The 19312-nt window shown below is 65.6% G+C and carries 13 protein-coding genes; 9 read left to right on the top strand and 4 right to left on the bottom strand.

From position 1 onward, the window contains the following. Position 1 precedes the first annotated feature (1 nt). Genes urtB through urtE form a run of 4 tightly spaced genes read left to right on the top strand, consistent with a single transcriptional unit; the run spans position 2 to position 4271 of the window. Positions 2 to 1624, top strand: a complete 1623-nt coding sequence (gene urtB / locus BMY25_RS17055) for an urea ABC transporter permease subunit UrtB (RefSeq protein WP_092498781.1) — start codon at positions 2 to 4, stop codon at positions 1622 to 1624. Continuing rightward, complete coding sequence (gene urtC / locus BMY25_RS17050) at positions 1621 to 2814, top strand: urea ABC transporter permease subunit UrtC (RefSeq protein ID WP_092498779.1); 1194 nt, start codon at positions 1621 to 1623, stop codon at positions 2812 to 2814. Before urtB ends, urtC begins: the two co-directional genes overlap by 4 nt. A 4-nt stretch (positions 2815 to 2818) precedes the next feature. Continuing rightward, on the top strand, positions 2819 to 3571 hold the full coding sequence (gene urtD / locus BMY25_RS17045) for an urea ABC transporter ATP-binding protein UrtD (RefSeq protein WP_092498777.1): 753 nt from the start codon (positions 2819 to 2821) through the stop codon (positions 3569 to 3571). Between the two features lie 4 nt (positions 3572 to 3575). After that, on the top strand, positions 3576 to 4271 hold the full coding sequence (gene urtE / locus BMY25_RS17040; RefSeq protein ID WP_092498775.1) for an urea ABC transporter ATP-binding subunit UrtE: 696 nt from the start codon (positions 3576 to 3578) through the stop codon (positions 4269 to 4271). Between the two features lie 33 nt (positions 4272 to 4304). Here urtE and guaB read toward each other — a convergent pair whose 3' ends face one another. After that, entirely contained in the window at positions 4305 to 5828 is a 1524-nt protein-coding gene (gene guaB / locus BMY25_RS17035; RefSeq protein WP_238858393.1) for an IMP dehydrogenase, read from the bottom strand. Positions 5829 to 5948: 120 nt separating this feature from the next. Between guaB and purF the strand changes: the two genes are divergently transcribed. The 5 genes from purF to BMY25_RS17010 all read left to right on the top strand — a co-directional run bounded on the left by purF (position 5949) and on the right by BMY25_RS17010 (position 14344). Then, a complete protein-coding gene (gene purF / locus BMY25_RS17030; protein WP_238858392.1) occupies positions 5949 to 7337 on the top strand; it encodes an amidophosphoribosyltransferase in 1389 nt (462 codons plus the stop codon). A 69-nt stretch (positions 7338 to 7406) separates the two neighbouring features. Beyond that, entirely contained in the window at positions 7407 to 8681 is a 1275-nt protein-coding gene (gene purD / locus BMY25_RS17025) for a phosphoribosylamine--glycine ligase (protein ID WP_238858391.1), read from the top strand. 4 nt (positions 8682 to 8685) lie between these two features. After that, complete coding sequence (locus BMY25_RS17020) at positions 8686 to 9372, top strand: formyltransferase family protein (RefSeq protein ID WP_177176914.1); 687 nt, start codon at positions 8686 to 8688, stop codon at positions 9370 to 9372. 14 nt (positions 9373 to 9386) lie between these two features. After that, positions 9387 to 13193, top strand: coding sequence for a phosphoribosylformylglycinamidine synthase (gene purL / locus BMY25_RS17015; RefSeq protein ID WP_092498769.1), 3807 nt, complete (start codon positions 9387 to 9389; stop codon positions 13191 to 13193). A 32-nt stretch (positions 13194 to 13225) separates the two neighbouring features. Beyond that, entirely contained in the window at positions 13226 to 14344 is a 1119-nt protein-coding gene (locus BMY25_RS17010) for an AIR synthase-related protein (RefSeq protein WP_092498767.1), read from the top strand. Positions 14345 to 14413: 69 nt separating this feature from the next. On the opposite strand, the gene BMY25_RS17005 is transcribed toward BMY25_RS17010, so the two are convergent. The 3 genes from BMY25_RS17005 to BMY25_RS16995 form a co-directional block, all read right to left on the bottom strand. Beyond that, positions 14414 to 15712 (bottom strand): phosphoribosylaminoimidazolesuccinocarboxamide synthase, encoded by a 1299-nt coding sequence (locus BMY25_RS17005; protein WP_092498765.1) that lies wholly within the window; start codon positions 15710 to 15712, stop codon positions 14414 to 14416. A gap of 116 nt (positions 15713 to 15828) precedes the next feature. Continuing rightward, positions 15829 to 17340: an anthranilate synthase component I gene (gene trpE, locus BMY25_RS17000; RefSeq protein ID WP_092498763.1), complete on the bottom strand. Its 1512-nt coding sequence runs from the start codon at positions 17338 to 17340 to the stop codon at positions 15829 to 15831. A gap of 10 nt (positions 17341 to 17350) precedes the next feature. Beyond that, a complete protein-coding gene (locus BMY25_RS16995) occupies positions 17351 to 19261 on the bottom strand; it encodes a SurA N-terminal domain-containing protein (RefSeq protein ID WP_092498761.1) in 1911 nt (636 codons plus the stop codon). Positions 19262 to 19312: the final 51 nt, after the last annotated feature.

Genomic DNA, 19312 nt, shown 5'->3' with positions numbered 1-19312 from the left:
CATGACCCCGATCACCCGCATCGTCCTGCTTCTCGGTCTCGTCCTCGTTCTCGGGGGGAGGCTGTTCTCGCCGGCCCAGGCCGCGACGGACCTCGCGCCGCTGGTGGCCGCGCTGGGGCAGGGCGGCTACGACCAGACGGAGCAGGCGGTGAACGCGATCACCGCGACCGGAGACAGCCGCGCCGCGCCGGTCATCCAGGCGCTCGGCGACGGCGATCTCTACGCGCGCAAGTCCGACAAGTCCGTGGTGATCGCCAGGCGCAAGGGCAGCGATCTCGCGCTGACCGATCCGATCACGGGCGCCGACCTCGGCACCGCCAAGAGCTCCGAACTGGAGAAGGTGCGCGTCAACAACAAGCTTCGCCGGGTGGTCCGGTCCGCCATCGGCACGCTGACGCTGATGAGCCCCGACCGGAACACGCGGCTGTCGGCCGCAAACGCCGTGTTCCAGGCCCGCGACGCGGATGCGCTGGAGATCCTCGACACCGCCATCGCCAAGGAAACCGACGCGCAGGTGCGCGACGCCATGGAGAACGCGCGGGCAGCGGCGATCCTCAATTCACAGCATCCGGAAGCGGAAAAGATCGAGGCCGTCCAGCGCATCGCGGCTCTCGGCAACGACGACGCGCTGAAGGTGCTGAACGCCGTCCAATCCTCCGCGCAGGGCGATCTCCGGACGGCCGCCGCAAAGGCCATCGCCGGCATCCAGCGCGATCTTGCCTTCTGGAACGCCGGGCAGAACGTGCTCTACGGCCTGTCGCTCGGCTCCGTGCTGCTGCTCGCGGCCATCGGTCTCGCCATCACCTTCGGCGTCATGGGCGTCATCAACATGGCGCATGGCGAGATGGTGATGCTCGGCGCCTACACGACCTATGTGGTGCAGGAAGCGATACGCACCTCCGCGCCCGGGCTTTTCGACTATTCGCTCGCCATCGCGCTGCCACTGGCCTTCATCGTCGCCGGCGCGATCGGCCTCGTCATCGAGCGCACCATCATCCGCTGGCTCTATGGCCGGCCGCTGGAAACCCTGCTCGCGACCTGGGGCCTGTCCCTCATCCTGCAACAGGCGGTCCGCTCGATCTTCGGCCCGAACAACCGGCAGGTCGGCGCGCCCGCCTGGATGTCGGGCGCGTTCGATGTCGACCATCTCACGATCACCTACAGCCGCCTCTGGATCCTCGTCTTCGCGCTGGCCGTGTTCGTCCTGCTGAACGTTCTCCTGCGCGCCACGTCCTTCGGCTTGCAGATGCGGGCGGTGACGCAGAACCGGCGCATGGCCGCCTCGATGGGCATCCGCACTCCGTGGGTCGATGCCTTCACCTTCGCGCTCGGCTCCGGCGTTGCCGGTATCGCCGGCGTGGCGCTGTCGCAGATCGACAACGTGTCGCCCAATCTCGGACAAAGCTACATCATCGACAGCTTCATGGTCGTGGTCTTCGGCGGGGTCGGCAATCTCTGGGGTACGTTGGTCGGCGCGTTGTCGCTCGGCGTTCTCAACAAGTTCCTCGAACCCTATGCCGGCGCGGTGCTTGCCAAGATCCTGGTGCTCGTCCTGATCATCCTCTTCATCCAGAAGCGCCCGCGCGGCCTGTTCGCGCTGAAGGGCCGGGCGGTGGAACAATGAGCCACTTCTTCCTCCGCGCCCTCGACCGTCAGGCCTCGCTGGCGATCCTCGCGCTGCTGGTCCTGGCCGCCGTCGTTCCCGCGCTGAACCTCCTGACGCCGCCAGGCAGCGCGCTGCACCTTTCCACGTTCACCGTGTCGCTCTTCGGCAAATACCTGACCTATGCGCTCCTCGCGGTCGCGCTGAACCTCGTCTGGGGTTATTGCGGCATTCTCTCGCTCGGTCATGGCGCGTTCTTCGCGCTCGGCGGCTACGCGATGGGCATGTACCTGATGCGCCAGATCGGCTCGCGCGGCGTCTACGGCAATCCGCTGCTGCCGGACTTCATGGTGTTTCTGAACTGGAAGACGTTGCCCTGGTTCTGGCACGGCTTCGACCATTTCTGGTTCGCAGCAATCATGGTGCTGCTGGTTCCGGGCCTGCTCGCCTTCGTCTTCGGCTGGTTCGCCTTCCGGTCCCGCGTCACCGGCGTCTACCTCTCCATCATCACGCAGGCGCTGACCTACGCGCTGCTGCTCTCCTTCTTCCGCAACGACATGGGCTTCGGCGGCAATAACGGCCTGACCGACTTCAAGGACATCCTGGGCTTCGACATCCAGTCCGACGCGACCCGCTCGGTCCTCTTCGCCGCTTCCGCCGTGGCGCTCGCCCTTGGCGTGCTCGTCACGTCGGCGATCATCCGCTCGAAATACGGGAAGATCCTGATCGCGGTGCGGGACGCGGAAAGCCGGACGCGTTTCCTCGGCTACCGGCCGGAGCGGGTGAAGCTCTTCGCCTTCGTGGTTTCCGCCTGCATGGCGGGGGTGGCGGGCGCGCTCTACGTGCCGCAGGTCGGCATCATCAATCCCGGCGAATTCGCCCCGGCCAACTCCATCGAGATCGTGATTTGGACCGCAGTCGGCGGCCGCGCCACGCTGATCGGACCCATCGTCGGCGCGCTGCTGGTGAATGCCGGCAAGAGCTTCTTCACCGGCTGGCTGCCCGAGCTCTGGCTCTTCGTGCTCGGCGGACTTTTCGTCGCCGTCACGCTGTTCCTGCCCCGCGGCATCATCGGCACGCTCGCCCACGGCTGGTCGGGCCTGCGGCAGCGCCGGGCCTCGTCGTCTGCCGAGACGGGCACGGATGCCGAACCTCGCCTGCCGCCGGATATGCCCGCCGGCAGCAAATACGAACCGGCCGCAGCGGAGTAGGGCAATGAGCGAACGCGCTAACAACAACCTGCTCTATCTCAATGACGTCAACGTCTCCTTCGACGGCTTCAAGGCCCTGCGCGGCCTCTCGCTGGTGATCGCGGAAGGCGAGATGCGGGCGATCATCGGGCCAAACGGCGCCGGCAAGACGACGATGATGGACGTCATAACCGGCAAGACGAAGCCGGATACCGGCGATGTCTATTTCGGCGGCGATATCGACCTGACGCGTCGCGACGAGGCCGACATCGCCTCGCTCGGCATCGGCCGCAAGTTCCAGAAGCCGACCGTCTTCGAGAGCCACACAGTCTGGGACAATCTCCAGCTCGCGCTTTCCGGCAAGCGCTCGGTCTTTGCCGCCCTGTTCCACAACACAGACGCGCGCGAGCAGGCGCGGATCGACGAGATCCTGGAGACGACCCGACTCGGTCATCTCCGCAACCGCCTCGCCGGCGGCCTCAGCCACGGCCAGAAGCAATGGCTGGAGATCGGCATGCTTCTGGCGCAGGACCCGAAGCTGCTGCTGGTCGACGAACCCGTCGCCGGCATGACCGACGAGGAAACGGTTCAGACGGCGACGCTGCTTCGCCGCATCGCCGAAACGCGGTCGGTGGTCGTCGTGGAGCACGACATGACGTTCGTGCGCGATCTCGGCGTCAAGGTAACCGTGCTGCATGAGGGATCGGTGCTGGCCGAGGGATCGCTCGACCATGTCAGCGCCGACCAGAAGGTGATCGATGTCTATCTCGGGCGGTAAAGCCATGCTGAATGTGGAAGCCATCGACCTGTATTACGGGGCCGCGCAGGCGCTGAGACACGTCAGCGTCGCCGCCGTGCCGGGCAAGGTCACCTGCGTCCTCGGTCGCAACGGGGTCGGCAAGACGAGCCTGCTCCGGGCGATCGCCGGCCAGCATCCGATTTCCGGCGGTCAGATCGTTCTCAACGGCGAGAGGCTCGGTCGCTCCGCGCCCTATTCACGCGCTCGCGCCGGCATCGGCTATGTGCCGCAGGGTCGCGAGATTTTCCCGCTTTTGAGCGTGCGCGAGAATCTCGAAACAGGCTTCGCACCTCTCAAGCGGCGCGACCGGACAATCCCGGATGACGTGTTCACGCTGTTCCCGGTGCTGAAGGATATGCTCGGCCGGCGCGGCGGCGATCTCTCCGGCGGCCAGCAGCAGCAGCTTGCCATCGGCCGGGCGCTGGTGACGCGGCCGAAGCTCTTGATCCTGGACGAACCGACGGAGGGAATCCAGCCTTCCATCATCAAGGATATCGGCCGCGCGATCGTCTACCTGAAGGAGCAGGCCGGGCTCGCGATCGTGCTGGTGGAGCAGTATCTCGATTTCGCCCGCGAACTGGCCGACAGCGTCGTGATCCTGGATCGCGGCGAGGTGGCTTTCTCCGGCGCGGCGGACGATCTCGACCGGCCGGAGGTGCGCCGTCACCTGATGGTCTGAGCGGCCGCCGAAAGCCGCCGCTCAGGTTGTCGATTAGCTCCGCTGGTAGTTCGGAGCTTCCGTCGTGATGGCGATATCGTGCGGATGCGACTCCGCCAGGCCCGCATTGGTGATGCGGAAGATCTCCGCCCGGTCGCTGAGCTCGGAAACGGTGCGCGCGCCGATATAGCCCATGCCGGAGCGGATGCCGCCGAGATACTGGTCCAGCACGGAGCGAACCGGCCCGCGATAAGGCACGATGCCTTCCACGCCTTCCGGCACAAGCTTCTGCGGCAACACGCTTGCCTGGCCGTAACGCTCGCGCGAGGCCGAGCTTTCCCGCATCGCGCCGAGCGAGCCCATGCCGCGATAGTCCTTCACCTGCATGCCGTTGAGGAACCGGGTCTCGCCCGGCGCTTCCTCGGTGCCGGCGAGAAGACGGCCCAGCATGACGGTGGAGGCGCCGACCGCCAGCGCGATGACCATGTCGCCGGAATTGCCGATGCCGCCGTCGGCGACGATCGGCACGCCCGAGCCTTCGATAGCCCGCACGCAATCGTAGATCGCGGAGACCTGCGGCACGCCGATGCCGGCGATCACGCGCGTGGTGCAGATGGACCCGGGACCCTGGCCGACGAGAATGCCGTCGGCCCCGGCATCCGCGAGACGCTTGGCGGAGTCGCCGCTGGAAACGTTGCCGGCGATGATGTCGACGTCGGGATACTGCGCCTTCAGCGTCTTCAGCGTCTCGATGACGCCGCGGCTGTCGCCATGCGCCGTATCGATGTGGAAGACGTCGCAGTGCTTCCGCGAAAGCAGTGCCGCGCGCTCCAGCGCCTTTTCGCCGACGCCCACGGCTGCCGCCACGCGGAGCTGGCCCTTGGCATCGACGTTGAACTCCGACTGCTGGCCCTCGGCCCGCGCGAAGATTCGCTTCATGTCGGAGAAGGCATAGAGGCCGGCGAGCCGAGCGTTCTCGCCGATCAGCAGCAGCACCTTCTTCTTCTGCCTGTTCATCAGGTCGAACGCCTCGCGCGGGCCCATGCCGGGCTGGCCGACGGTGAGGTCCGCCAGCGGCGTCATGATGGAGCGCACGGGGGCGTTGAGGTTCTGGCAGAAATCGAAATCGCTGCCGGTCACGAGGCCGACGACCTTGCCGTCGCCGTCCAGCACGGGGAAGGAGTGGAAGCGGTAGCGCTTGCGCTCGCGCATGGTGAGCACGTCCGACACCGTCTCGTCCTGCTGCACGGTGATCGGCGCTTCGATCCGCGCGTTCAGGTGGTTCTTGACGCGGGCGATCTCCTTGGCCTGCGCCTCGGGGCTCAGCCCGCGATGCACGACGCCGATGCCGCCGGCTTCTGCCATGGCGATCGCCATGGATGCCGTGGTCACCGTGTCCATGGGAGAACTGATCAGCGGCACCCGGAGCTCGACATTGCGTGAAATACGGCTGGCGAGGTTGGCGTCGGGGGGAAGAACCTCGGAATAGGTTGTCCGCAGCCGCACGTCGCTATAGGTCAGCATGAGACCCTGGTCGCTCAGGCTGGCGAAGAATTTGTGCATCCGCTCATTTGGCATATATTCTGCTTCCGGCTATGAGTTTGCTCGGGCCCGGCCCGGAATCGGGCGCACCTTATCGGACGAACGCGGTGAGCGATATCGGTTACGCGAAGAGCGTGACTGCGAGGACCATTATCAATGAGAAGCATCGGTGAGAAGTGCGCGGTTTTCGGCGTGTACGGAAACGGGCTCGATGCCGCCCGCATCACCTTCTTCGGCCTTTATGCACTGCAACATCGCGGGCAGGAGAGTTCGGGGATCGCGGCCAGCGACGGATCTGTCCTGCATTCGCATCGTGAGATGGGCCTGGTTTCCCACGCCTATTCCGAGGAGAATATCCGCAGCCTGCACGGCACCGCGGCGATAGGCCACAACCGCTATTCCACGGCGGGCGGCTCCAAGCTGGAGCACGCCCAGCCGCTGATGGTGAACGAAGAGACCATCGCGCTTGCCCATAACGGCAACATTCCCGGCACGCGCCGCCTTGAGGAATTGCTGACCAGCAATGGAGTCGAGATCGACGGCCTGTCCGACTCGGCGCTGATGGCGGAGGCCATCGGCTATCTCTCGCGCAACGGCCGGCCTGTCGAAGCGGCGATCGAGGAGGTCTACCATCTGATGGATGGCGCCTTCTCGGTGCTGGTCCTGACCAAGGACAAGCTGATCGCCTTCCGCGATCGTTTCGGCATTCGGCCGCTGGCGATCGGCAAGCTGAACGGCGGCTACGTCTTCTCGTCGGAAACCTGCGCCTTCCATCCCGTCGGAGCGACCTTCCTGCGCGATGTGCGGCCGGGCGAGATGGTGGTGGCGAGCAAGTCCGGCCTGAAATCCACGCAGGTGGCCGAAGGCGACCAGAAGCTCGACGTCTTCGAGTACGTCTATTTCTCCCGCCCCGACAGCGTGCTCCTCGGCCAGTCCGTCTACGACGTGCGCCGCAAATGCGGCATCGAACTCGCCAAGGAATTCCCGGTCGAGGCGGACGTCGTTATTCCGGTGCCGGAAACGGCGATCCCGGCTGCCATCGGCTATGCCGCGCAGTCCGGCATTCCCTTCGAGATGGGTCTCGTCAAGAACCGCTACATCCACCGGACCTTCATCGAGCCCGAGCCCCATATGCGCAAGCAGGGCGTGAAGTCGAAGCTGACGCCGTTGCGTGAGGTGATCGAAGGCAAGCGCGTGGTCGTGATCGACGATTCCATCGTGCGCGGGACGACCTCGCAGCAGATCGTCAGCATGCTTTTCGACACCGGCGCCAAGGCCGTGCATTTCATGGTGAGCTCGCCGCCGGTGAAGTATCCCGATTTCTACGGCATCGACCTGCCCAACCAGAAGACGCTGCTCGCCGCCGAGATGAACCATCAGGAAATGCTGGAATATCTCAACGCCTCGTCGCTGAGCTTCCTCTCCTATGACGGCATGATCCGCGCGATCGGTATCCCGGAGGCGGATCTTTGCACCTCCTGCTTCAATGGCGAGTACCCGATCGACATCGGCGACAAGCGAAAAGATATTCGTTTCGGCATTTAGGCCCTTGCCCCCAAGCGCACATGCGGTAAGGGGCAGGCTCCGCTTCAAGACAGGAAAAGGGGAGCCGCGTTGCAGAGCGAGGGGCTGACCGTATTGATCATCGGTGGCGGAGCGCGTGAACATGCGCTCTACCGCGCCTTCGGCTCCAGCTCGCGTGTCGCCCGTGTCCTCTGCGCCCCCGGCAATGGCGGCATTCCCGCAGCCGACCGGCGCGCCGTGGGCGACAGCGACGGTCCGGCGCTCCTGAACCTCGCCCAGCGCGAGGGTGTCGATCTCGTCGTGGTCGGTCCCGAGGCGCCATTGGTTGCCGGCGTGTCCGACGTTTTCACCGGGGCCGGGATCCGCGTGTTCGGTCCGTCCGCCGCAGCCGCGCAGCTTGAAGGATCCAAGGCCTTCGCCAAGGAGATCTGCGTCAGCCTCGGCGTACCCACGGCAGACCACGTCGTGGCTTCCAGCTATGACGAGGCCGAGGCGGCGATCCGCGCCTTCGGCTCACCGGTCGTGGTCAAGGCCGACGGTCTCTGCGCCGGCAAGGGCGTGACGGTCGCATCCAGCGAGCAGGAGGCGCTTGAAGCCGCCGGCTCGATGCTGTCCGACAAGATTTTCGGTGAGGCCGGCGATACGGTGGTCATCGAGCGCTGCCTGTCCGGGCGCGAATGCTCGGTGATGGCGATCTGCGACGGCGAGAACGCCATCCTGCTGCCCGCCGTTCGCGACCACAAACGCGCGCTGGACGGCGATCGCGGCCCGAACACCGGCGGCATGGGCGCCTACTCGCCGCTGCCCGACGTGGATCAGGCGCTGCTTGAGAAGGTGAAGGCCGAGATCATCCTGCCGGTCATTCACGAGATGGCCCGGCGCGGCATGCCTTATCACGGCGTTCTCTATGCCGGGCTGATGCTGACGGAGAGCGGACCGCAGGTGATCGAATTCAACTGCCGCTTCGGCGATCCGGAGACGCAGATCGCGCTGGCACTGCTCCGCACCGACATCGTGGACCTGACGCTGGCCGCCATCGTTCCCGGCGGCCTTGCGAACTTGCCGGCGACGGAGATCAGCGACGAAGCCGCGGTCTGCGTGGTGCTGGCGTCGGGTGGGTATCCCGGCAAATACGCGACCGGCATACCGATCAGCGGTGTCGATGCGGCGGACGAGGGCGCGTTCGTCTTCCATGCCGGGACGCGTGACGAGGGCGAACTGGTGACATCGGGCGGCCGTGTCCTCAACGTCGTCGGCGTTGGCGCGACGCATGAAGATGCTCGGGCAAAGGCCTATACCGCATGCGAAAAGATCTATTTCGAAGGTATGCAGTTCCGGCGCGATATCGCGGCGAAGCTCGCCTGACGGGATGACCCAGCCGAAACTCCTCATCTTCGCCTCGGGCTCCAGGAGCGGCGGCGGCTCGGGGTTCGAGAACCTCGTGCTTCGCGCTCGCGAGGGCGTGCTCGATGCCGACATCGTCGGCGTCGTGTCCAATCATGCCGACGGGGGCGTTCGCGAGCGCGCCGACCGGCTGGGCATCCGCTTCATGCACTTCGCATCGCCCTGGGTGCACGAGCGCTACCATGAAATCTCGGACGAAACCGGCGCGGAGTTCTTCGCGCTGTCCGGCTGGCTGAAGCATGTGAGCGGCCTCGATCCGCGTCGCACCTTCAACATCCACCCCGGTCCACTGCCGGAATTCGGCGGCGCCGGGCTTTATGGCCACCATGTCCACCATGCGGTGATGGAAGCCCATGGTCGTGGCGCGGCGGAAGCGTCAGCCGTGACCATGCATTTCGTCTCCGACGAATACGATCGCGGCCCCGTGTTCTTCCGCTTCCACGTCCCCATTGAACCGGGTGACACGGTGGAAACGTTGGGCGCGCGCGTGCTCCGGTTCGAGCATCTCTGGCAGCCCGAGATCACCAATCTTGTCCTGTCCGGCGCGATCTCGTGGGACGGCAGCGACCCGGAATCGCTTCGCGTGCCGTCCGGCTACGAGATCGACCGATACGACCATCCGGCATCGCCGGCCCGCAGCAACACGGCCTGAGGCAGACTGAATCCATGGCGCTTTATCGCTTCTATCGCCAAACCAGCCCCGAGCAGGAGCTGTGCTTCACGATCGAGACGGACTCGGCGCTCTCTGTCGACGAACTCGCCCGGCTGCAATGGCTCTGCACCGAAACCTTCGAGCCCGAAAAGGCCGGAACGGAGACCCTCATCGGCCAGGAGGGGGTCGAGATCGGACCGCTGCTGACCATCGAGACGCCGTTTTCCAGCAATGCCGTCGCCATCTGCAAGGCCATGGGCCTGCCGCAGGTGACCCGCATCGAACGCTCACGCCGCAGCCGGGTCGCGGCGGGCGAGCGCGAGGCGTATCTCCGGGCGCATGTCGACCGCATGACCGAAACCCTGTGGCGCGAACCGGTCGATGGCTTCGAGCACGAGGCCAAGCCGCAGCCGGTGCGCGACGTGCCGCTGATGGAAAACGGGATCGCGGCTCTGGACGAGGCGAACCGCACGATGGGCCTCGGCATGGATGCCTGGGACCTCGACTTCTATTTCCGTCTCTTCACCGAGGATTTCCGCCGCAATCCGACCGAGGTCGAGCTTTTCCAGCTCGGCCAGTCCAACAGCGAGCACAGCCGACACTGGTACTTCAAGGGCGTTCAGGAGATCGATGGCGAAGCGCAGGCCGAGCCGCTCTTCGAGATCGTTCAGGCCCCGCTGAAGGAGCTCCGCCGGCAGGACATCGACAATTCGCTCGTCGCCTTCCGCGACAATGGCGGTGTGATCCGCGGCCATGACGTCAGGTCGCTGCAGCCCACTGCGCCCGGGGAGCCTTCGGCCTTCGAGCTTGCGGAACGTCGGCGCGAGATCGTCTGCACGGCCGAAACGCATAATCACCCGACCTTCGTCTCGCCGTTCCCGGGCGCCGCGACCGGCACCGGCGGCATGTTGCGCGACCTCAGCGCCGTCGGCCGGGGTTCCATCGCGGGCGTCAGCGCCGCCGGCTATTTCGTCGGCAACCTCTTCCTGGACGGTCACGAGATCGCGGGCGAGGAGACCGGCCGCGACAAACCTTCCAAGTACGCTTCGCCTCGCGACATCCTCGTGGAGGGCAGCAACGGCGTCTCCGCCTATGGCAACGAGATCGGCATTCCGACGCTCCTCGGTTTCACCCGATCCTTCGGCCAGCTTGTCGACGGCGAGTGGCAGGAGCCCCGCAAGCCGGTGCTCTATTGTGCCGGCGTCGGCGAGATCGAGGCCGGTCACGTCGAGAAGCAGCCGCCCGAGTCCGGCATGATCATCGTCGGCCTGGGCGGCCCGGCCTATCCGATCGGCGTCGGCGGTGGCGGCGCATCGTCTATGGCGCAGGGTGAAAATACCGAGGATCTAGACTTCAAGTCGGTGCAGCGCGGCAATCCGGAGATGGAAAACCGGGCGATCCGCGTCATCCGCGCCTGCGTCGAACTGGGTGACCTCAATCCGGTCGCCAGCATTCACGATCAGGGCGCAGGCGGCCCCGGCAATGTCGTGCCGGAACTGGTCGAGCCGCTCGGCGGCACCATCGACATCCGCAACATCAATGTCGGCGACCGCTCCATGTCGGTGCTGGAGATCTGGTCGGGCGAATACCAGGAGCGCTTCGGCCTCCTGATCCGTCGCGAGTCGCTCGGGCTCTTCCAGGCGATCTGCGAGCGCGAGCGCGTGCCCTGCGAGATCCTCGGGGAAGTCGGCAGCGACGGACGCATGGTGGTCGAGGATTCCGCCGATGGCTCCCGGCCCGTCGATCTCGATCTGGAACGCGTGCTGACGCACATGCCGCAGAAGACGTTCCGGTCCGAGCGGAAGGCGCGCAGCCTGAAGCCGGTGGCGCTGCCGGCCGATCTCGATCTCGCCGATGCTATCGAGAAGGTCTTCTCGCTGCCGCAGGTGGGCTCCAAGGGCTTCCTCGTCCACAAGGCCGACCGCTGCGTGACGGGTCTGGTCGCGCGCCAGCAATGCTGCGGGCCGCTGGGCCTGCCGGTTTCAAACGTCGCGATCCGCGCATCCAGCCATTTCGACGTCTCCGGCGCGGCCATGGCGCTGGGCGAACAGCCGACCAAGATGCTGATCGACCCGGCCGCCGGCGCACGGATGGCGGTGGGCGAGATGCTGACCAACATGGCCTCGGCGCGGGTGTCGTCGATCAACGACATCCGCTGTCGCGCCAACTGGATGTGGGCGGCCAAGCTGCCGGGCGAGGGCGCTCGCCTCTATGACGCGGCGGTCGCGATGCGCGACGTGATGCTGGCCCTCGGCATCGCCATCGACGGCGGCAAGGACAGTCTTTCCATGTCCGCCAATGTCGGGGACGAGCTGGTGAAGTCACCGGGCGAACTGGTGATCCTCGGCTATGCGCCTGTGCCGGATTTCACCACGACGCTGACGCCGGACCTGAAGGCGCCCGGCCGTTCGCGGCTCGGCTTCGTGGATCTCGGCTTCGGCCGCAACCGCCTCGGCGGTTCCAGCCTGGCGCAGGCTTTCGGCCAGCTCGGCAACAAAACGCCCGACGTGAACGATCCGGTCGCGCTGAAGGGCGCGTTCCTCGCCGTGCAGGAGTTGATCGGGAAAGGCCTGATCCTCGCGCTGCACGACCGCAGCGAAGGCGGCCTCGTGACCGCGGCGATCGAAATGGCCATGGCCGGCAATTGCGGCCTCGACCTCGATCTCCCGCCGGGCGATGCGGTGGCGCAACTCTTCGCCGAAGAGCTAGGCCTCCTCGTCGAATACGCTCCGGAGAACGAGCCGGCGGTCCGTGCTGCCTTCGAGGCGCACGGCGCACCCTTCCAGTCGGTTGGCGCTTCCCGCGAAGAAGCGGTCGTGACGGTCCGGCAAAACGGACGGGATATCTTCTCCGCCGCCACCAACGGCCTGATCCAGCAATGGAGCGCGACCAGCGCCCGCCTGGAGGAAGAGCAGAGCGATCCGGACTGCGCCCGTTCCGAGTTCCGCGAGCTTGGTAGGCACGTAAAGCCCGTCTACGAGCTGAGCTTCACGCCAAAGCCTACCGCGCCGGAACTGATGGCGCGGGGCGACAAGCCGAAGGTCGCGATCCTGCGCGAGGAAGGCACCAATGCGGACCGCGAAATGGCGGCCGCCTGCCATGCCGCAGGAATGGAGCCGTGGGACATCGCGATGGACGACCTCCTGCAGGGGCGAGCGGACCTCGCCGACTTCCGGGCGATCATGTTCTGTGGCGGCTTCGCATTCATGGACGTGTTCGACAGCGGCAAGGGCTGGGCCGGAACGATCCGCTTCAACGACCGGCTGCGGTCGATGTTCGACGCCTTCTACGACCGACCCGATACGCTGTCGCTGGGCGCCTGTAACGGCTGCCAGTTGATGGCGCTTCTGGGATGGATACCGGAGAAGGGCGTGCCCGATAGCCGTCAGCCGCGCTTCATTCGCAACAAGTCCGGCCGCTTCGAATCCCGCTGGTCCCGCGTCAAGGTGCAGCCGTCGCCGGCCGTGCATCTCAAGGGCATGGAAGGCTCGATCCTAGGGATCTGGAGCGAGCACGGCGAAGGCCTGGCCGTCTTCCCGGACGCGGCCGTCAAGGCGGCGGCATCGGTGCCGCTGGTCTTCGTCGATCCCGAAGGCGAGGCCACCGAGATCTACCCGCACAATCCGAACGGCTCGGAAGAAGGCATTACCGCGCTCTGCTCGGGCGACGGACGGCATCTCGCGCTGATGCCGCATCCCGAGCGGACATTCCAGCCGTGGCACTGGGAGTACATGCCGCCGGAATGGAAGGCGTTCGGCGTCTCTCCGTGGCTGCAGCTTTTCCAGAACATGAGGGCTTGGCTTGACGAGAACCGCGCCTGATACCCGCGCACGAATTCAGAGAAGAGGACGACATGGCTGAGCGGACCTATGCCGAAGCGGGGGTCGATTACCGCAAGATCGAGCCCTTCAAGCGGGCCATGATCGACGCCGCGAAGAAGACGACCGCCTTTCCGAATCGCCGCGACGTGTTCGTCGAGACGAGCGTTCTCCATTCCCACGGTGGCGTTTACGAGTACCGGGGCGGGAAACCGCATCTCTGGTGCAAGACCATCGAGGGGCTCGGCAACAAGAACTGGATCGCCGAGTGGATGTACCGCTTCTCCGGTGAGGGGCGGAGCTACTACGACGCGATCGGCTTCGACACGGCGATGATGGCGGTCAACGACTGCATCGCACAGGGCGCGCTGCCCGTGATCTTCGAGGACCTGATCGACGCCGGCGACAGCGAGTGGTTCCACGACGAGACCCGCGCCAACGACTTCGCAACTGGTATCCTGCAGGCTTGCGAAGCCTCGGGCATGGCGCTGGTGGCCGGCGAATCGGCGGCGCTGAAATTCCTGGTGAAGGCGACGCCTCCGGTGGAAAGCGCGCCGTCGCTGGCCTGTGCCGTCACCGGTCTCATCGCCCCGAAGGACCGGCTAATCACCGGCGAGAAGCTCGGCGTCGGCGACCGGATCATCGGCATCGCTTCCTCCGGCATTCATTCCAACGGCGCTTCGCTTGCGATCAAGCTCGGGATGGAATTGCCCGACAAGTTCATGACGAAGCTGCCGAGCGGCCGAACGCTGGGCGACGCGCTCCTGGTGCCGACGGTCTGTTATGTCGGCCTCATGGAAACGCTGCTGGAGAACGAGGTCGACATCCACGCCCTCCTGCCGGGTACGGGGAGCGGTGTCTCCAAGCTCGCGTTCGACGATCGCCGCTACACCTACCGCGTCCATTCCTGGCCGGAAGTGCCGGAGATCTTCCTGCATTATCGCGAGAACGGTCTGTCGATCGAGGATTGCGTCACGACGTTCAACTGGGGCGTCGGCTACTTCCTTTTCGTGCCCGAGCATGAGGCGGAGCGGGCGGTGTCGCTCGCCAATGCCGCGGGCTACAGCGCGATGGAAGTCGGTCGCGTGGAAGACGGTGAGCGGCAGGTGATCTACGAGCCCGAAGGGCTGACGCTGCAACCCGCCGGGCACTGAACCCGGGACCCGGAAACAAAAAGGGCGCTGCCGCGGCAGCGCCCTTTCTTTTTGAGCCGAAGCCTGAGCTCAGAGCTCCATCACGTTGAAGGCGCGGCTTTCCAGGTCCGTCTTCACGTCGGCGTAGACCTTGGGGTTGCGCCCGGCGAGCATCTGCAACGCCGCCTGCGCGGCGTTCGCCGGCTCCAGCGCCACGAGAACCGGGACGTTGCGCGGCATCCGCAGCGACGACCAGACGTCCTCGGGGAACTCCTTGGCATTCGCCGGGATGGTGATGACCGGCACATGCGTGTTAGCCGAGAGCACCGGGCCGGCACCGTTGGAACGGCCGATCAGCGCGATCACCACGGCATCCGGCGTTTCCTGCACGGCCTTCTGCAGGAGCCCGACAGCCTTCACCGGCTCCTTGTGGGCCGAGCAGACGATCTTCGTGACCTTGACCGGCGAGATCGCCGCGATGGCCTTCTCGATCGGACTGGTGTCGTCGGTCGTGGAGCCCGTCCAGATGATGATCTGCTGCTCCGGCAGGCGGAAGCCACCGGTGATGTCGGCCACGCGGCGGTAGTTCTCGGTCACCTCGTCCAGGGCGCCGCCTTCGCGGTAGACCTGCTTGTCGATGTAGCCGCCGTCGCGGATCACCCGCCACGAATCGTTGTCAACGACGTCGGCCAGCAGCAGCTTGCCGTCAGGGGTCAGGCCGAACTCGACCTTGAAGTCCACAAGCCGGCCACCTTCCAGCTGCCACGCCTTTTCCAGCGTCAGGAAAATGCGGCTGGCCATCTTCGCCATATCGGGGAAGAGGTCCTGCTCGCCCTGATGCTCGAACACCTCATCGGGGCGAAGCGTCAGGAACGGCGTCTGCGTGTAGATCGGCTTGGCGGGATCGAAGAGGTCGATCTTCTCGCCGTCGTAAATCATCAGCGGATCGTCGGCGATCAGCGAATGCTCCTTCCAGCGGCGATCCTTCGTCTTCAGGAAGAACTCGACCAGGAGCTTGGAAAAGAGCTGGCCCTTGGAAAGGTGCGGGCTGCGCTTCAGGTACGAACCGTGAGCCTCACGCCGCGCCACGACCTCGTAGGGCAGCATGGAGCATTTTGGCGAGACGAAGGAAGTGGGCCCGCTCTGCTCGTCGAAGGCGACCGGGATGCCGGCGGCTTTCAGCAGACGAAAGTTGTTGCACGCCGTCTGGTTGGCGAAGGCGGCCTTTCCCGCCATCACGTCGTGCTTGGCGCCATCGCCGGCTGTGATGTCGTCCTTCGAAACGAGAATCACGCGGGAGACATCGCCTTCGACTTCGTGGATCTGCTTGGTCTTGCCTTCATTCAGCAAACGACCGGGGCGATAACGCGAAGAAACCTCGGCAGACATGACTTACCTTCTCTGATCTGCGGCCGGGCGGCAGCGGCTGCCCGGCCTCTGTCACGCGGCTGGTGCCGCTCAAACGCCAGAACCTGCCCTGCAAGAACGGGACCGGTCCATGCGGATTACTGGCCGCGAGCGGCCTGGCTGGCGAAGCGCCGAGCTTCCTCGGCGGCGCGGAAAAGCGCCTTCGCCTTGTTGACGCATTCGGCCTGCTCGGAGGCCGCGACGGAATCGGCGACGATCCCCGCGCCTGCCTGCGCGTAGATCCTGCCGTCCTTAACGATAGCGGTGCGCAGAACGATGCAGGTATCCATCTGCCCGTCGGCGGTGAAGTAGCCGACACAGCCGGCATAGGGGCCGCGCTTGTCGGCCTCCAACTCATCGATGATTTGCATCGCCCGGACCTTCGGCGCGCCGGAAACGGTGCCGGCCGGAAAACCGGCGGCCAAGGCGTCCAGGGAATCGCAATCCGGCCGGATCTGACCGGTGACGTTCGAAACGATGTGCATCACCTGGCTGTAGTGCTCCAGGAAGAACTTGTCCGTTACCTTCACGGTGCCGAGCTTCGCCACCCGGCCGACATCGTTGCGGCCGAGATCCAGCAGCATCAGGTGCTCGGAAAGCTCCTTGGGATCGGCCAGAAGTTCCTCGCCGAGGCGCTTGTCTTCCTCCGGCGTCGCGCCACGCGGCCGCGTTCCGGCGATCGGGCGGACATTCACCTCTCCATCGCGCGCCCGAACCAGGATTTCCGGGCTGGAGCCGACGATGGCGAAGTCGTCGTAATCCAGGAAATACAGGAAGGGCGACGGATTGGTGCGGCGAAGTGCCCGGTAAAGCGAGAAGGCCGGAAGCGGGAAGGGCGCCTCGAAACGCTGGGACAGTACGACCTGGAAGATATCCCCGGCGGCGATGTATTCCTTCGCCGCCGCGATCATCTCCGCGAAGCGCTCCGGCGTCGTATTGGAAACGACATCCGTGGGCTCCGTCGCGAACTCCGTCTCCGTGCTGCTGCGATCGAGCCGCTCGTCCAGCCGGTCGACCACCGCGCTCAGCCGATCCACGGCGCGATTGTAGGCGGAACGGGCGTCCATCCCCGGCTGGGGCCGAAGCGGCGAGACGATCACCATCTCGTCCTTCACGGAATCGAAGATGACGACGATTTCGGGCCGCACCAGGATCGCGTCGGGCAGGCCGAGACCGGTCGCCTTGGCGGGGGGCAGGTCCTCCATCAGGCGAACGGTGTCGTAGCCGAGATATCCGAAGACGCCGGCCGCCATGGGCGGCAGCGACGAGGGCGTGTCGATTCGGCTCTCAGCCAGCAGGTCGCGGAGCGCCGCAAGGGGAGGCTTGCCGCAGGGTTCGAACCGATCCAGCTGAGGCGCGCGCGCGATGGAGGCATCCGCGCCGTCGTTCCTGAAGATCAGGTCTGGATCGAGCCCAATCATCGAATAGCGGCCACGGACGGCGCCGCCCTCGACGCTTTCCAGCAGGAACGAATTCCGCCGCCCGGCCGAGAGCTTCAGGAAAGCCGAAACGGGCGTCTCTAGGTCCGCGACCAGCCGGGTCCAGACCAGCTGCGGCTCGCCATTGGAGAAGGCCGCCCTGGCCGTTTCGAACGCCGGCTCGATCTGCATCTTGAAACCCTTAGAACTGAGTGTCGCTATTACCGGAGTTCTGCCCCGACACGCGGGCGAAGGCCTCCTGATTGATCGACACGCGGCCCGGCTGCATGAAGGGCGAGCCATAGGCCTGCAGGATGTCGGACTGCATCATGTCGTCGAGCCGGCTCTGGATCATCTTGGCGTCGCCCGATTCCGCGAAGAAAGCGGGCGCGGTGATGAGGTCGACCTGAAGGAGAATGCGGTTCGGCGGCGTGTCCGCCTCGGCATCGGCGACCGAGCCCTGCGTTCCCGCAAAAGCCTGGGCAACGGCGTTGGAGCCGAGATCGCCGGCCGAGCCGTTGCGCTTCACATGCTCCGCCACGCTTACCGACTTGCCGAGTTCGGTGGCGATCGTCTGCAGCGGCGTCCCATCCTTCAGGCGACCGAAGAGATCGTTCGCCTTGGCCGCGATCCGGTTTTCCGTCTCGTGGTTCTTCCAGGCGGAAACGACTCGCGCCCGCGCTTCGTCCAGCGTGCGGTCGCGCGCCGGCGTGATGCCGAGCACGCTATAGAAGACGAAGCCACCCTGGCCGAAGCGGATGGGGTCGTTCTCGGCCCCTTGCTCGCTCTGGAAGGCGGCGGAGAGCACTTGCGGACCGGCGGGAAGGTCCACCGGCTTGCCGTCCGGTGCCTTGCCGTCGCTGTCCACGCCGTCGACCGCGCGATATTCGACCTTCAGCTTGGATGCCGTTTCCTGCAGCGTGGTCCCGGCGGCCAGTTCGTCCTGCACCTTGTCGTAGATGCCGGACACCGCATCGCGAGCCCGCTGGTTGGCGATTTCGGTGCGCAGTTGCGGGGCCACCGCTTCCTGAGGCGTCACCCGGGATGCCTCGACCTGCTTCACGCGGATGATCGAGGGGCCGAGCTTGCCGTCAAGGACCGGCAGGACCGCGCCTTGCTGAGCGGCGAACGCGGCATCGGCTACGACGGAATCGATGACTTCAGCCTTGGTCTTCAGGCCGAGGTCGATGGCGTCCGGCGATAGGTTTAGGGATTTCGCGAGATCGTCGAAGCTGGTGCCGGCGTTCAGCTTTGCCTGCGCATCCTGTGCGTCCTTGGCCGATTTGAAACCGATCTGTTCGATGTCGCGCCGCTCAGGCGTGGCGAACTGGTCTTTCCGCGACTGGTAGGCCTGCGCGATGTCGGCATCGGTCACCGTCTGGGCGGCCGCGATCTTCTCCGGGTCCAGCACGAGCACGCCGAGCTTGCGGTATTCAGGCGCCTGGAACTGGTCTTTGTTCTTGTCGAAATAGTCGGCGAGCGCCTTCTCGTCGGGTTCGCCGACCGCTTCGATCGCGGAACCGTCAACGACGACGTAGGAAACGGTGCGCTCCTCGTTCTGGTAACGATAAAGCGCGTCCACCATCGGCTGCGGCGCCTGGATGCCGCCGGCGACACCGAGCGCCAACTGCCGACGAACGGCGTTCTCGCGCATGTCCTGCACGTAATCCACCTGGCGGAGGCCCGCGTTCCTGAGGAGAAGCTGGAATCGGGTGCGATCGAACTGGCCGTCCATGCCCTTGAAGGAAGGGTCGGAGCCGATCTGCTGGGCGAGCTTGTCATCGGAGATGCCGATGTGCATCCGCCGGGCCTGGCCATAAAGCGCCGCCTGCGTGACCATCTGGCTGAGCACCTGCTGGGGCAAGCCCATCATGCGGGCCTGCTCCTGCGTCAGCGGACGGCCCGTCTGCTGTCCCATCTGCTCCATCCGGTTCCGGAGCGTGCGGTCGAACGCGGGAACCGTCACCGTCTCGGAGCCGACCTTGGCCAACGTGTCCGATCCGTAGCCCCGGAACTGGTTCGAAACGCCCCAGAAGAGGAAGCTCGCCATCAGAATCGCAAGGAGACCTTTGGCGACCCAGCCGCTAGCTCCTTGACGCAGTCGATCGAGCATGGAAAACCCTTCGCCAACATTGAGGTCCGGCGCAAACCGCGTCCGGACCGA

The organism is Faunimonas pinastri (assembly GCF_900110915.1).
GTDB lineage: Bacteria > Pseudomonadota > Alphaproteobacteria > Rhizobiales > Afifellaceae > Faunimonas > Faunimonas pinastri.
The sequence above is the reverse complement of the archived record's forward strand: the minus strand, read 5'-3'. Positions and strand labels throughout refer to the sequence as shown.

Excerpts from the sequence above, each read along its gene's own strand:
- urtD (WP_092498777.1), top strand. The coding sequence starts at position 2,819 with ATGAGCGAACGCGCTAACAACAACCTGCTCTATCTCAATGACGTCAAC.
- BMY25_RS17010 (WP_092498767.1), top strand. The coding sequence starts at position 13,226 with ATGGCTGAGCGGACCTATGCCGAAGCGGGGGTCGATTACCGCAAGATC.
- urtB (WP_092498781.1), top strand. The coding sequence starts at position 2 with ATGACCCCGATCACCCGCATCGTCCTGCTTCTCGGTCTCGTCCTCGTT.
- urtE (WP_092498775.1), top strand. The coding sequence starts at position 3,576 with ATGCTGAATGTGGAAGCCATCGACCTGTATTACGGGGCCGCGCAGGCG.
- BMY25_RS16995 (WP_092498761.1), bottom strand. The coding sequence starts at position 19,261 with ATGCTCGATCGACTGCGTCAAGGAGCTAGCGGCTGGGTCGCCAAAGGT.
- purL (WP_092498769.1), top strand. The coding sequence starts at position 9,387 with ATGGCGCTTTATCGCTTCTATCGCCAAACCAGCCCCGAGCAGGAGCTG.
- guaB (WP_238858393.1), bottom strand. The coding sequence starts at position 5,828 with ATGCCAAATGAGCGGATGCACAAATTCTTCGCCAGCCTGAGCGACCAG.
- urtC (WP_092498779.1), top strand. The coding sequence starts at position 1,621 with ATGAGCCACTTCTTCCTCCGCGCCCTCGACCGTCAGGCCTCGCTGGCG.
- BMY25_RS17005 (WP_092498765.1), bottom strand. The coding sequence starts at position 15,712 with ATGTCTGCCGAGGTTTCTTCGCGTTATCGCCCCGGTCGTTTGCTGAAT.
- purF (WP_238858392.1), top strand. The coding sequence starts at position 5,949 with ATGAGAAGCATCGGTGAGAAGTGCGCGGTTTTCGGCGTGTACGGAAAC.
- trpE (WP_092498763.1), bottom strand. The coding sequence starts at position 17,340 with ATGCAGATCGAGCCGGCGTTCGAAACGGCCAGGGCGGCCTTCTCCAAT.
- BMY25_RS17020 (WP_177176914.1), top strand. The coding sequence starts at position 8,686 with ATGACCCAGCCGAAACTCCTCATCTTCGCCTCGGGCTCCAGGAGCGGC.